The 14,314-nt window shown below is 61.0% G+C and carries 10 protein-coding genes; 6 read left to right on the forward strand and 4 right to left on the reverse strand.

Annotation, left to right across the window (positions count from 1 at the left end; genetic code table 11):
• Positions 1-31: 31 nt before the first annotated feature.
• Together lolD and AB4O23_RS24705 are read right to left on the reverse strand one after the other, a co-directional pair.
• A complete protein-coding gene (lolD, locus tag AB4O23_RS24700; RefSeq protein ID WP_460061040.1) occupies positions 32-715 on the reverse strand; it encodes a lipoprotein-releasing ABC transporter ATP-binding protein LolD in 684 nt (227 codons plus the stop codon).
• Positions 716-722: 7 nt separating this feature from the next.
• Positions 723-1,973, reverse strand: a complete 1,251-nt coding sequence (locus AB4O23_RS24705) for a lipoprotein-releasing ABC transporter permease subunit (protein WP_017526641.1) — start codon at positions 1,971-1,973, stop codon at positions 723-725.
• Positions 1,974-2,067: 94 nt separating this feature from the next.
• Here AB4O23_RS24705 and AB4O23_RS24710 point away from each other — a divergent pair, with 94 nt between their 5' ends.
• Together AB4O23_RS24710 and AB4O23_RS24715 are read left to right on the forward strand one after the other, a co-directional pair.
• A complete protein-coding gene (locus tag AB4O23_RS24710; protein WP_017526642.1) occupies positions 2,068-2,652 on the forward strand; it encodes a PilZ domain-containing protein in 585 nt (194 codons plus the stop codon).
• Positions 2,653-2,696: 44 nt separating this feature from the next.
• Positions 2,697-3,419, forward strand: a complete 723-nt coding sequence (locus AB4O23_RS24715; protein WP_460084326.1) for a glycerophosphodiester phosphodiesterase — start codon at positions 2,697-2,699, stop codon at positions 3,417-3,419.
• 42 nt (positions 3,420-3,461) lie between these two features.
• Here the strand turns inward: AB4O23_RS24715 and sthA are convergent, their stop codons facing one another.
• Complete coding sequence (gene sthA, locus AB4O23_RS24720; protein ID WP_017526644.1) at positions 3,462-4,856, reverse strand: Si-specific NAD(P)(+) transhydrogenase; 1,395 nt, start codon at positions 4,854-4,856, stop codon at positions 3,462-3,464.
• 214 nt (positions 4,857-5,070) lie between these two features.
• Here sthA and AB4O23_RS24725 point away from each other — a divergent pair, with 214 nt between their 5' ends.
• Complete coding sequence (locus tag AB4O23_RS24725) at positions 5,071-5,604, forward strand: chalcone isomerase family protein (protein ID WP_017526645.1); 534 nt, start codon at positions 5,071-5,073, stop codon at positions 5,602-5,604.
• Positions 5,605-5,765: 161 nt separating this feature from the next.
• On the opposite strand, the gene AB4O23_RS24730 is transcribed toward AB4O23_RS24725, so the two are convergent.
• A complete protein-coding gene (locus AB4O23_RS24730; RefSeq protein WP_017526646.1) occupies positions 5,766-7,229 on the reverse strand; it encodes a glyceraldehyde-3-phosphate dehydrogenase in 1,464 nt (487 codons plus the stop codon).
• 340 nt (positions 7,230-7,569) lie between these two features.
• Here AB4O23_RS24730 and mfd point away from each other — a divergent pair, with 340 nt between their 5' ends.
• From mfd to AB4O23_RS24745, 3 genes are read left to right on the forward strand one after another with little or no spacing between them, the layout of a single operon-like run.
• Complete coding sequence (gene mfd / locus AB4O23_RS24735) at positions 7,570-11,019, forward strand: transcription-repair coupling factor (RefSeq protein ID WP_460061047.1); 3,450 nt, start codon at positions 7,570-7,572, stop codon at positions 11,017-11,019.
• An 11-nt stretch (positions 11,020-11,030) separates the two neighbouring features.
• The gene (locus tag AB4O23_RS24740) at positions 11,031-11,597 is read left to right on the forward strand and encodes a CsiV family protein (RefSeq protein WP_017526648.1); all 567 of its coding nucleotides are present in this window, start codon (positions 11,031-11,033) and stop codon (positions 11,595-11,597) included.
• A gap of 9 nt (positions 11,598-11,606) precedes the next feature.
• The gene (locus AB4O23_RS24745; protein ID WP_068937304.1) at positions 11,607-14,303 is read left to right on the forward strand and encodes a DEAD/DEAH box helicase; all 2,697 of its coding nucleotides are present in this window, start codon (positions 11,607-11,609) and stop codon (positions 14,301-14,303) included.
• Positions 14,304-14,314: the final 11 nt, after the last annotated feature.

Genomic DNA, 14,314 nt, shown 5'->3' on the forward strand with positions numbered 1-14,314 from the left:
ACCCGGCGTCGGACGCCGGGCTTGAAACAGGTCAGATGGCGACCAGATGACCTTCCTGCAGGTGCAGCACACGGTCCATCTGACGGGCCATGCTCATGTCATGGGTCACCACCAGGAACGCGGTGCGCATCTGGGTGCTCAGTTCCAGCATCAAATCCTTGATGCCCTGAGCGGTGTGGGAGTCGAGGTTGCCGGTCGGCTCGTCGAGCATCACCAAGCCTGGGTTGTTCACCAGGGCACGGGCAATCGCCACACGCTGACGCTCACCGCCGGACAACTCGGCCGGCTTATGCTCCAAGCGATGGCCCAGGCCGACGCGTTCCAGCAGGGCCTTGGCACGCTGGCGCGCTTCGGGGATTGCGGTCTTGCCGATCAACAACGGCATGCACACGTTTTCCAGGGCGGTGAACTCCGGCAACAGGTGGTGAAACTGGTACACAAAGCCCAACGAGCGGTTACGCAATTGGCCACGCGCCTTTTCGCCCACGGCCGACAGCTCTTCACCGGCCAGCCAGACGCTGCCCTGGGACGGCGTATCGAGGCCACCCAGCAGGTTCAGCAAGGTACTTTTGCCGGAACCGGAACTGCCGACGATCGCCACGCGCTCGCCCGGATGCAGCTCCAACTGCAGATTGGACAGCACCACCACCGACTCCGGACCTTCCTCATAGGATTTGCCCAGGTTGCGGCAGCTCAGGATTGCTTTTTCACTCATGCCCGATTCACTCATAACGTAAGGCCTGTGCTGGCTGGGTACGTGCCGCGCGCCAGGCTGGATACAGGGTGGCAAGGAAACTCAAGACCAACGCGGCGCCGCCCACCATCAACACGTCCTGGGCCTGAACCTGGGACGGCAAATAGTCGATGAAGTAGACATCGGCGTTGAGAAACTTGTGGCCGATCACTTTTTCCAGCAAGGCGATGGCGGCGCTGACGTTCAGCGCCGCCAGAATACCGACCGCCGTGCCGATCAGCGTTCCGACCACGCCAATCACGGTGCCTTGCACCATGAAGATCGCCATGATCTGCCCCGGCGTTGCGCCCAAGGTGCGCAGGATGGCGATGTCACCCTTCTTGTCGTTCACCACCATCACCAGCGTGGAAATGATGTTGAAGGCAGCAACCGCGACGATCAGCAGCAACAGCAGGCCGATCATGGCTTTTTCCATACGGATGGCCTGGTACAGGTTGCCGTGGGTACGGGTCCAGTCGCGAGCGTAATATTGGCTTTCACCCAGGTGCTGGGCGATTTCCCAGGCACCGCGCGGGGCGTCGAACAGGTCGGAGAACTTCAAGCGCAGGCCCTGCACCTGGTCCGGCTGCCAGCGATGCAGGCGCGCCAGGTCGGTGAGGTTGGTCAGGCCCAGGTAGCCATCGATTTCGCCGGCGCCAACGTGGAAGGTACCGACCACGGTAAAGCGCTTCATGCGCGGGAACATGCCGGCCGGGGTCACGGTGACTTCCGGCGCGACGAACGTCAACTTGTCGCCCAGGCCCACGCCGAGCTTGGCCGCGGCCTTGTCGCCAATCACGATGCCGAAACTGCCGGGCGCCAGGTCATCGAGTTTGCCCTGCAGCATGAACTTGTCGATGATCGAGACGTTGCGCTCCTGGGCCGGGTCGATGGCATTGAGCAGGATCTTCTGCACCTTGCCGTCGTTGGTCAGCAGCCCCTGCATCTGGGTGAACGGCGCGACGGCCACCACCTTGGGGTTCTGCTTGACCTTGGCGGCCAGGCTTTGCCAGTCGCTGATGGGCGCATCGCCCTCGATGGTTGCGTGGGGCACCATGCCCAGCACGCGGGTGCGCATCTCATGATCGAAGCCATTCATCACCGACAGCACCACGATCATCACGACCACGCCCAGGGCGAGACCGATCATCGAGGTCAAGGAAATGAACGACACAAAATGATTGCGACGCTTTGCACGGGTATAACGCGTGCCAATAAATACGAAGAGAGGTCTGAACATGTCGGGGCTTGTTCGGAGGAAAAGAAGACGTCCCGGTGGCGGGGTCTGATAAGCAGCTTTACACTCAGACCATTACCGTTACCTGGGGTTCGCCATGTCGACATTAGATGAAGAAGAGCGCCGCGAATACTACCGTATCGATGACATGATCGCACTCCAAATCAAAAGCCTGTCTGCCCCCGAAGCGGCGAGCAAGGAAGTGTTGCTGGATGATTCGCCGCTGTTCAACCTGCTCAGCGAGCTGCACCTCAGTGAATTCGAAGCCCAACACCTGTTGCGCCAGCTCAGCGAGAAGGATCGCACCCTCGCGGCCTTCCTGCGCGTACAGAACAAACGCCTGGATTTGCTCAGCCAGATCATGGCCCGCGGCCTGCTGGACGAGGTCGGGGCCCCGCAGCCGGTGATCATTTCCGAAGGCGGTATCGACTTTCAACACCCTGCCCCACTCGCCACCGACACCCACCTGGCCGTCAAGCTGGTGCTGATGCCCCAGGCACTCGGCCTGCTGCTGCGCGCAAAGGTGACCCACTGCGATCCCAAGGGCGACGGGTTTGATGTCGGCACTGAATTCGAAGCCATGACCGATGCCCAACGCCAACTGCTGGCGCGCTACATTCTGCAGAAACAAGCCCAGCAACGCCGACTGGCGCGGGAAAAGAGCGACGCCCAAGACACCTGATTTCGTATTGACCTGGCCAGAAGACCTGGCATTGAGGAGCAACTGTGACCCTGATTTACGGCCATCGCGGTGCCAAAGGCGAAGCACCGGAAAACACCCTGAGCAGCTTTCAGGAATGCCTCAAGCACGGTGTACGCCGTTGCGAACTGGATTTGCACCTGTCCATGGACGGCGAGTTGATGGTCATCCACGACCCGACCCTCAAGCGCACGACCGACCGGCGTGGCAAGGTCGTCGAATACTCGGCGGCCGACCTGGTAAAGATGGACGCCCGTAAAGGCGGCCCGGGCTGGGTCACGCCGTGCCCGATTCCACGCTTGGAAGAACTGTTCGAACAGTGCGATTTCGATCACTGGCAACTGGAAGTCAAAAGCGCTTCGCGCACCCGCGCCGCGACCACCGTGCTGGCGATCCGTGAAATGGCGGTACGTTTCGGCCTGATGGATAAGGTCACCGTGACCTCGAGCTCGCGGGAAGTACTCAAGGCGGCGGTTGAACTCACACCGGACCTGTCGCGCGACCTGGTGGCCGAATACGCCTGGCTCGACCCGTTAAAGGTCGCGCAGAACTATGGGTGTGAGTACCTGGCGTTGAACTGGACGCTGTGCACCCCTGAGCGCCTGGAAAAAGCCCAGCGCCAGGGTTTGCACGTGTCCGTGTGGACGGTCAACGAACCTGCACTGATGCGCAGGCTCGCGGACTTCGGCGTAGATAGCCTGATTACAGACTTTCCCGGTTTGGCCACTGCCACCCTCGGGAATTACTGAAATCGGTCTCCCCGGCCGGCTCAGGCCACCGGCCGGAGCCGCTCAAAAAAGCCGGTTGAGGCCGTCGTAGGCGGCGACCCGATAGGCTTCGGCCATGGTCGGGTAGTTGAACGTGGTGTTCACAAAATACTTGAGGGTATTTTGCTCACCCGGCTGGTTCATGATCGCCTGGCCGATGTGCACGATTTCTGAAGCCTGATAGCCAAAGCAATGCACGCCGAGCACTTCCAGGGTCTCGCGGTGGAACAGGATCTTCAGCATGCCTTGCGGCTCGCCGGCGATCTGCGCACGCGCCATGCTCTTGAAGAACGCCTTGCCTACTTCGTAAGGCACCTTGGCCTTGGTCAACTCGTGCTCGTTCTTGCCGATCGAGCTGATCTCGGGAATCGTGTAGATCCCGGTCGGCACATCGTTGACGTAACGCCAGCTGCCATTATCGACAATGCTGCCGGCCGCCGAACGGCCCTGGTCATGCGCCGCACTGGCCAGGCTCGGCCAACCGATCACATCACCGGCGCCGTAGATGTTCGGCACGCAGGTGCGATAGTTCTCATCCACCTCGATTTGGCCACGGCTGTTGACCTTGACCCCGATGTTTTCCATGCCCAGCTTGTCGGTGTTGCCGGTACGGCCGTTGCACCACAGCAAGGCGTCGGCCTTGATCTTCTTGCCGGACTTGAGGTGCAGGATCACACCGTTGTCCAGGCCTTCGACGCGCTCGTACTCTTCGTTGTGGCGCACGGTGATGTTGTTGTTGCTGAAGTGGTAGCTCAACGCCTGGGAAATTTCCGAGTCGAGGAAGCTCAGCAACTGGTCGCGGTTGTCCACCAGCTCCACCAGCACACCCAGGCCGCTGAAGATCGAGGCATATTCACAGCCGATCACGCCGGCGCCGTAGATAATCAGTTTGCGCGGGGTGTGGCCCAGGCTCAGGATGGTGTCGCTATCGTAGATACGCGGGTGGTGGAAATCGATGTCCGCCGGGCGATACGGGCGCGAACCGGTGGCGATGATGATGTGCTTGGCCACCAGTTTCTCGACCACGCCGTTGGAGCACACCACTTCAATGGTTTGCTCGTCGGCGAAGCTGCCGGTGCCGAAGAACAGGTCGACACGGTTACGGGCGTAGTAGCCGGTGCGCGAAGCGACTTGCTTGGAAATGACTTTTTCGGCGCTTTTCAATACGTCCGGGAACGAGAACCAGCGCGGCTCACCAATGGCCCGGAACATCGGGTTGGTGTTGAACTGCATGATCTGGCGGACCGAGTGACGCAAGGCCTTGGACGGGATGGTGCCCAGGTGGGTGCAGTTACCGCCGACCTGGCGACGGCTATCGACCATCGCGACCTTGCGCCCAGCTTTGGCGGCATTCATCGCCGCACCTTCTCCAGCCGGGCCGGAACCCAGTACCACCACGTCGTAGTTGTAGACAGCCATGCGTACTCCTCAGAACAGGCCAGGCGTACGGTTGGACGCCGGGCTAAATCATGCCGCGGCCAGCGGGCATGAAGGACAATTTGGCTCAAGTGTGTGAACCGGGGCACAGTCTATATAAGGCTCAACGCCGCGCACATTAACCCTTGGTCGCGTCGTAGGCCAGTATTGCCATACTACATGACGCAAATCAGCGCCAATTTCAGGATGAGCCATTATGCGACAACTCTTTATCTGTTTGATGCTGATGATGTCGATCACGGCTCACGCCAACGATGCGGATCGACTCAAGCATGCTGATTTCCCCGCACAGTTCGAGGGCCTGGCCCGCAAAAACCAGGCGGTGCTCACGTATCTGTGGGCCGATGTATACGCAGCCGCGTTGTATGCCTCTGCGGATGTGAGCGCCAGACAGGCCTGGGCCCAACAACAGGACCTGCGCCTTGTGTTGTATTACTTTCGCGACATCGACCGAAAGGATGTGATCAAAGCCGCCACCGCGACGTTGGAGCGCCAGCAAGCCAGTGCTCGTTTGAAGCCTGAGCTGGATCAACTGCATGCGCGCTTTCGCAATATCCGCAGCGGGGATCGTTACGCCCTGGATTTTCGGTCGGGGCGCGGTTTGAACCTGGAGATCAATGGCCAGGTGGTGTTCAGCAGTCGGGATACTGAATTGGCGAAAGCCTATATGGGTATCTGGCTGGCACCGAAGGGGTTGTCGGACAGTTTGCGTGGGCAGTTGCTCAATTGATGCGTCGGCTGAGCTACCAAGCCTCTTCCCACATTTGAATATATTCACAAATCAAACTGTGGGAGGGGGCTTGCTCCCGATGAGGCCCATACCCACACCACAAACCACCAGCCATAAAAAAGCCCCGAACCAGTCGGGGCTTTTTCATTCAGCACTCAGGCTTAGCGCGGAAACGCAGGCGGGTTGACCCCGGCCATGTCTTCCATCACGCGAACCACCTGGCAGCTGTAGCCGAACTCGTTGTCGTACCACACGTACAGCACAACGCGGTTGTCCTGGGTGATGGTCGCTTCCGCGTCCACCACACCGGCGTGGCGCGAGCCCACGAAGTCGGTGGACACCACTTCCTGCGAGTTGACGAAGTCGATCTGCTTGTGCAGGTCGGAGTGCAGCGCCATGTAGCGCAGGTACTCGTTCATCTCTTCACGGGTGGCGGCTTTCTCAAGGTTCAGGTTGAGAATGGCCATCGACACGTTCGGCGTCGGCACGCGGATCGCGTTACCGGTCAGCTTGCCGGCCAGCTCAGGCAGGGCCTTGGCAGCAGCGGTGGCCGCACCGGTCTCGGTGATCACCATGTTCAACGCGGCGCTGCGACCACGGCGATCGCCTTTGTGGAAGTTGTCGATCAGGTTCTGGTCGTTGGTGTACGAGTGAACGGTTTCAACGTGACCGTTAACGATGCCGAACTTGTCGTTCACTGCCTTGAGCACCGGCACGATGGCGTTGGTGGTGCAGGAAGCGGCGGACACGATCTTGTCGTCAGCGGTGATTTCGGCGTGGTTGATACCGTGCACGATGTTCTTGAGCTTGCCCTTGCCAGGCGCGGTCAGCACAACACGGTCAACACCCGGGCATGCGAGGTGCTGGCCCAGGCCCTCGGCATCACGCCATACGCCGGTGTTGTCCACCAGCAGGGCGTTCTGGATGCCGTACTGGGTGTAATCCACCTCAGTCGGGTTTTTCGCGTAGATCACCTGGATCAGGTTACCGTTGGCGGTGATGGTGTTGTTTTCTTCGTCAATGGTGATGGTGCCGTTGAACGAGCCGTGTACCGAATCGCGACGCAACAGGCTGGCGCGTTTGGTCAGGTCGTTTTCGGCGCCTTTGCGCACCACGATCGCACGCAGGCGCAGGCCGTCGCCGCCGCCGGTTTTTTCGATCAGGATGCGCGCCAGCAGGCGGCCGATACGACCGAAGCCGTACAGCACAACGTCGGTGCCTTTGCGGGCCGCCGCGTTTTGCTGGCCAACCACATCGGCCATTTCTTCACGCACGAACTGCTCGGCGCTGCGGCCATTGCCTTCGTTGCGGAATTTGTACGCCAACTTGCCCAGGTCTACCGAGGCCGCGCCGAGCTTGAGCTCACTCATGGCCTTGAGCAGTGGGAATGTTTCGTGGACGGAGAGTTCGCTGTCGTCGGCGGAGCGATGGCGCGCAAAGCGGTGCGCCTTGAGAATCGCGATGACAGACTGGTTGATCAGGCTGCGGCCATAGATCGAGCTCACCACATTGTTATTGCGGTACAGCTGACCGATAAGCGGGATCATCGCTTCTGCGAGTGCTTCACGGTCGATCCATTCACCAAGACACTGGTCGGGCTTCTGAGTCACGGGAACCTTCCACATGTAGGGGCTGAAAAAAGGGGCTACATTATGTCGCCCGACTGCGCGTTGAGCAATGCGCGACGGGCAACAAAAAGCCCTTGCAAAAAAATACCACCCCGCCACAGGCCAGGAAATACGCGGGCTTCAGAAGGCCACCATTGGCACAAGCCTGCCGACTTGTCCGTAACCCTCCGAAATATCCGCGCCGTTTGGCACTACATATTGAGTCAAAAGGCTGCATTGTTTGTCTTAACCACTACATTTCCTACAAACCGCATTACACACAGTCAGCAACTGACAGGCGGCACCTCGGGCCGCTACAATTACCGACTTTGTCGCAACGCTTGGAGCTCAACCTTCCGTGCCCGTTCTGCGTCTACCGCTACTCCCTGCCGCGGCAGGTAAACAGCATTGGGGCAACCTGCCCGGTGCCGCCCTGAGCCTGGCCATCGCCGAGGCTGCCAGCGCAGCCAAGCGCTTTACCCTGCTGCTCACCGCCGACAGCCAAAGTGCCGAACGGTTGGAGCAGGAGCTGAGCTTCTTCGCCCCCGATTTGCCGGTGCTGCATTTTCCCGACTGGGAAACCCTGCCCTACGACCTGTTCTCGCCGCACCAGGACATCATCTCCCAGCGCATCGCCAGCCTGTACCGCTTGCCGGAACTGGCCCACGGCGTGCTGGTGGTGCCGATCACCACGGCGCTGCATCGCCTGGCGCCGACCAAGTTCCTGCTGGGCAGCAGCCTGGTGCTGGATATCGGCCAGAAGCTCGATGTGGAACAGATGCGCACACGCCTGGAAGCCAGCGGTTACCGTTGCGTCGACACGGTGTACGAGCACGGCGAGTTCGCGGTGCGCGGCGCCCTGATCGACCTGTTCCCGATGGGCAGCAAGTTACCGTACCGCATCGACCTGTTCGATGACGAAATCGAGACCCTGCGCACCTTCGATCCGGAAAACCAGCGTTCCATCGACAAGGTGGAATCGGTCAAGCTGTTGCCGGCGCGGGAATTTCCACTGCAAAAAGATGCGGTCACCCGTTTCAAGGCGCGCTTTCGCGAGCGCTTCGACGTGGACTTCCGCCGCTGCCCGATCTTCCAGGACTTGAGCAGCGGGATTACGCCGGTCGGTATCGAGTACTACCTGCCGTTGTTCTTCGACGAAACCTCGACCCTGTTCGATTACCTGCCCCAGGACACCCAAGTGTTCTCGCTGCCAGGCATTGAGCAAGCGGCCGAGAACTTCTGGAACGACGTGCGCAACCGCTACGAAGAACGCCGCGTCGACCCCTCCCGGCCTTTACTGCCGCCCGCCGAACTGTTCCTGCCGGTGGAAGACTGCTTCGCACGCCTCAAAAACTGGCCGCGCGTGGTCGCCAGCCAACAGGACGTGGACGCAGGCGGTGGCCGCGAACGTTTCCCGGCGCAAGCGTTGCCAAACCTGGCGATTGAAGCCAAGGCCAACCAGCCGCTGGAAGCGCTGTCGAACTTCCTGGGTGGCTTCCCCGGCCGCGTGCTGTTTACCGCCGAATCCGCCGGGCGCCGTGAAGTGCTGCTGGAGCTGCTGGAGCGCCTGAAGCTGCGGCCGAAAACCGTCGACAGCTGGCCGGACTTCATCAGCAGCAAAGAGCGCCTGGCGATCACCATCGCCCCCCTGGATGAAGGCTTGTTGCTGGACGACCCGGCCCTGGCCCTGATCGCCGAGAGCCCACTGTTCGGCCAGCGCGTGATGCAGCGTCGTCGCCGTGAAAAACGCGCCGACGCCAACAACGACGCGGTGATCAAGAACCTCACAGAGTTGCGCGAAGGCGCGCCGGTGGTGCATATCGACCACGGCGTCGGTCGCTACCTCGGTTTGCAGACCCTGGAGATCGATAACCAGGCAGCCGAATTCCTCACCATGGAATACGCCGAGGGCGCCAAACTCTACGTGCCAGTGGCCAACCTGCACCTGATCGCCCGCTACACCGGCAGCGACGACGCCCTGGCACCGCTGCACCGCCTGGGCTCCGAGACTTGGCAGAAAGCCAAGCGCAAGGCCGCCGAACAGGTGCGCGACGTGGCCGCCGAACTGCTCGACATTTATGCGCGCCGCGCGGCCCGCGAAGGGTATGCGTTCGCCGACCCGAAAGCCGACTACGCCACCTTCAGCGCCGGCTTCGCCTTCGAAGAAACCCCAGACCAGCAAACCACCATCGAAGCGGTGCGCGCCGACATGCTCGCGCCCAAGCCGATGGACCGCCTGGTCTGCGGCGACGTAGGCTTCGGCAAAACCGAAGTGGCCATGCGCGCCGCCTTTATTGCCGTGCACGGCGGCCGCCAAGTGGCGATCCTGGTACCGACCACACTGCTCGCCCAGCAGCACTACAACAGCTTCCGCGATCGCTTTGCCGACTGGCCGGTAACCGTCGAAGTGATGAGCCGCTTCAAGTCGGCCAAGGAAGTGAACGCGGCCGTCGCCGATTTGGCCGAAGGCAAGATCGACATCGTGATCGGCACCCACAAGCTGCTGTCGGACGATGTGAAGATCAAGAACCTGGGCCTAGTGATCATCGACGAAGAACACCGCTTTGGCGTACGGCAAAAAGAACAGCTCAAGGCCCTGCGCAGTGAAGTCGACATTCTTACGCTCACTGCAACGCCAATCCCACGCACCCTGAACATGGCCGTGTCGGGCATGCGCGACCTGTCGATCATCGCCACGCCGCCGGCGCGACGCCTGTCGGTGCGCACCTTCGTCATGGAACAGAACAAAAGCACGGTCAAAGAAGCCCTGCTGCGCGAACTGCTGCGCGGCGGCCAGGTGTACTACCTGCACAACGACGTGAAGACCATCGAGAAATGCGCCGCCGACCTCGCCGAACTGGTGCCCGAAGCACGCATCGCCATCGGCCACGGGCAGATGCGCGAGCGCGAACTCGAACAGGTGATGAGCGACTTCTACCACAAGCGCTTCAACGTGCTGATCGCCTCGACCATCATCGAGACCGGCATCGACGTGCCGAGCGCCAATACCATCATCATCGAGCGCGCCGACAAGTTCGGCCTGGCGCAACTGCATCAGCTGCGCGGCCGCGTTGGGCGCAGTCACCACCAGGCTTATGCCTACCTGCTGACGCCGCCGCGCCAACAGATCACCTCCGACGCAGAAAAGCGCCTGGAAGCTATCGCCAACACCCAGGACCTGGGCGCAGGGTTTGTGCTGGCCACCAACGACCTCGAAATCCGTGGCGCCGGCGAACTGCTGGGCGACGGCCAGAGCGGGCAGATCCAGGCGGTGGGTTTCACCCTTTATATGGAAATGCTCGAGCGCGCCGTGAAAGCCATCCGCAAGGGTGAACAACCGAACCTCGACCAACCCCTGGGCGGTGGCCCGGAAATCAACCTGCGCCTACCGGCCTTGATTCCCGAAGACTACCTGCCCGACGTGCACGCGCGGCTGATCCTGTACAAGCGCATCGCCTCGGCCACCGACGAAGAAGGCCTCAAGGATTTGCAGGTCGAGATGATCGACCGCTTCGGCCTGCTGCCGGAACCGACCAAGAACCTTGTGCGCCTGACGCTGCTCAAACTGCAGGCCGAGCAGTTGGGAATAAAGAAAGTCGACGCCGGGCCTCAGGGCGGGCGTATCGAGTTCGAAGCGCAGACGCCGGTAGATCCCTTGGTGCTGATCAAGTTGATCCAGGGCCAGCCCAACCGCTACAAGTTCGAAGGGGCTACGCTGTTCAAATTCATGGTGCCGATGGAACGTGCCGAAGAACGCTTCAATACCCTGGAGGCGTTGTTTGAGCGCCTCATTCCGAAATCTGTTTGAAGGACGCCCCAATGCGCTTGTTCCGCATGCTGAGCTTGTTGTTGGTAGTCGTGGCGCCTTCGGCCTTCGCCGACAGCCCGTACCTGGTAGAAATGATTTTGGTACGCCAGAACGCGGAGCCCGTGATCAACAGCCGCGCCGCGCCGGAAAACTGGGATGCCGGGGCCGTGCGCCTGGGCGATAAAATGAGCCCGCCGCGCCTGAACAACATCGTCGACAAGCTCAATGCCGATAGCAGCTACACCGTGCTGGCGCATAAAACCTGGGAGCAGAACCTGGGCGAGCAGCCGGTGAAAATCGCGATCACCGACGGTCAGGAGCAGTTCGGCCAGTTTCCCATTGAGGGCACATTGAGCCTGCAACTGGGCCGCTTCACCGATATCGATGCGCAGTTCTGGGTCAACCAGTTCGACAGCAACGCCAGCGTGATCGCCAGCGAACACCTGAGCCAGACCGACGTGCGCACCAAGAACAATCAGCTCAATTACCTGGATGGCGGCCACCTGGCGCTGCTGATCAAGATTACCTCGCTGACCGCCAAGCCACCCAGCGCACCACCGCCCGACATCCAGGACTGATCCAGCGCCATGCCCCTGACGTCGTCGTTGACCAAGCCCCTGGCCCCTTCGTGGGCCAATCGCTTCAAAGAGCAAAGCCTGGAGCGCGGGCGGCGGTATGCCTTGGAGAACCGCGTGCGCATCGTCGAATCCGGCGACAGCACCATCATCGCCAATTGCGAAGGCTCGGGCGGCAACGTTTATCGGCAGACCATTTCACTGCGCGAGTCAGCCAAGGGCACGTTGATCCTGGTGGACAGCCGCTGTACCTGCCCGGTGCACACCAACTGCAAACACATCGCGGCCGTGCTGCTCAAAGTCCAGGAAACCCTGGCCTACCCGGCAGCGGCCCAGGATGCCGAGTTGTTGCAAAAACTCCAGGCCGTGCTGGATAACCGCGTGGTGCTGCCGCAAGTGGTGATGGACGATGTGCTACCGATCCCGCGCCTGTGGCTGGCCAGTGTCGAATTCAGTGCGTTTGAGCCGCGCAACGGCAAGATGCAGCGCTATATCCAGCACCGCGCGGCGCTGTCGTTCAACTATTTGGGCAACTATGTCAGCGGGCAGAAGAACGCCGACATTATTGTGCGCCAGGAAACCCAGAGCCTGCGCATCAAGCGGCATCCCGAGCTGGAGCAGCGCTATCGCGAGCAACTGCGCCTGCTGGGCTTCAAAATCGCCACGCGCCAAAGCAAGGCCTTGCCTGAAAGCGCCGGCGAGCTGTTCGAGATGGTCAATGACAGCGCCTGGCTGAACTTCACCCTCAATGCATCGCCCACCTTGCGCAGCGCGGGGTGGGAGTTGCAGATCGATGAGGATTTCGGCTTCGACCTGAGCCCGGTCGATGACTGGTACGCCACCGTCGATGAAGGGCCCGAGCGTGACTGGTTCGACCTGGAGCTGGGGATCATCGTCAACGGTGAACGCCTGAGCCTGCTACCGATCCTGCTGAACCTGATGCGCTCCCACATCGAGATCCTCAACCCGGAAAAAGTCGCGCGCCGCCGCGATGACGAACTGATCCTGGTGAACATTCCCGGCTTGCCCAACGGCGGCCACGGCCCCCTGCAAGTGGCACTGCCCTACGGCCGCCTGAAACCGGTGCTGGCCACATTGGGCGAGTTCTACCTGCAAGAGCCCGGCACCACCACCCTGCGCCTGGCCAAGGCCGATGCGATTCGCTTGAACCCTCTGCAAGACCTGCCCCTGCAGTGGGAGGGTGGCGAGAAGATCCGCCACTTCGCCCAGCGCCTGCGGGATATCAAGGACTTCACGTGTGTGGCGCCCGAAGGCTTGAATGCGACGCTGCGCCCCTATCAGCTGGAAGGCTTGAGCTGGATGCAGTCGCTGCGCCAGCTCGACGTCGGTGGCATTCTCGCGGATGACATGGGCCTGGGCAAAACCCTGCAGACCTTGGCACATATGCTGAGCGAAAAGATCGCCGGGCGCCTGGATCGGCCGTGCATGGTGGTCATGCCCACGAGCCTGATCCCCAATTGGCTCGATGAGGCGGCGCACTTCACTCCACAATTGAAAGTGCTGGCGCTGTACGGTGCCGGGCGCAAGAAGCATTTCGACAACCTGCAGGATTACGACCTGCTGCTGACCACCTATGCGCTGCTGCCCAAGGACATCGAACGGCTGGCCGCCCTGCCCTTGCATGTGCTGATTCTCGATGAAGCCCAGTACATCAAGAACCCCTCCAGCAAGGCCGCCCAGGCCGCAAGCGAGCTGAACGCGCGGCAACGCCTGTGCCTGAGTGGCACGCCACTGGAAAACCACTTGGGTGAGCTGTGGTCGCTGTTCCACTTCCTGTTGCCGGGCTGGCTGGGCGACGTAAAAAGCTTCAACCGCGATTACCGCGTGCCCATCGAAAAACGCGGCAGCGAGGTGCGATTGCAGCACCTCAATGGTCGGATCAAGCCGTTCCTGCTGCGGCGTACCAAGGAACAGGTGGCCACGGAATTGCCGCCCAAGACCGAGATCATCCACTGGGTGGACCTCAACGAAGCGCAGCGCGACGTGTACGAAACCATGCGCCTGGCCATGGACAAAAAAGTCCGCGACGAGATCACCCGCAAGGGCGTGGCGCGCAGCCAGATCATCATTCTTGAGGCGCTGCTCAAGCTGCGCCAGGTGTGTTGCGATTTGCGCCTGATCAACGACGCTACCCTGCCCGCCCGTGGCAGCACCTCGGGCAAACTCGACAGCCTGCTGGAAATGCTTGAGGAGCTGTTTGCCGAAGGCCGGCGCATCCTGTTGTTTTCCCAGTTCACCTCGATGCTGAGCCTGATCGAAGCAGAACTGAAAAAACGCGGGATTGCCTACGCCCTGCTGACCGGTCAGACCCGTGATCGACGCACGCCGGTGAAGGATTTCCAAAGCGGCAAGCTGCAGATTTTTCTGATCAGCCTGAAGGCAGGCGGTGTCGGCCTGAACCTGACCGAAGCCGATACCGTGATCCACTACGACCCTTGGTGGAACCCGGCCACGGAAAACCAGGCCACCGACCGTGCGTATCGCATCGGGCAAGAGAAGCCGGTATTCGTCTACAAGATGATTGCCCGCGGCACGGTGGAGGAGAAAATCCAGCACCTGCAGAAAGAAAAATCCGACTTGGCAGCGGGCGTGCTGGATGGACGTACCACCGGGGACTGGCAGTTGGGCAACGAAGATATCGAAGCGCTGTTTGCGCCGTTGCCCACTAAACAAGAGAAGCGCGGTTAGAGTGCGCCGGA

The sequence above is a fragment of the Pseudomonas sp. H2_A10 genome (assembly GCF_054680085.1).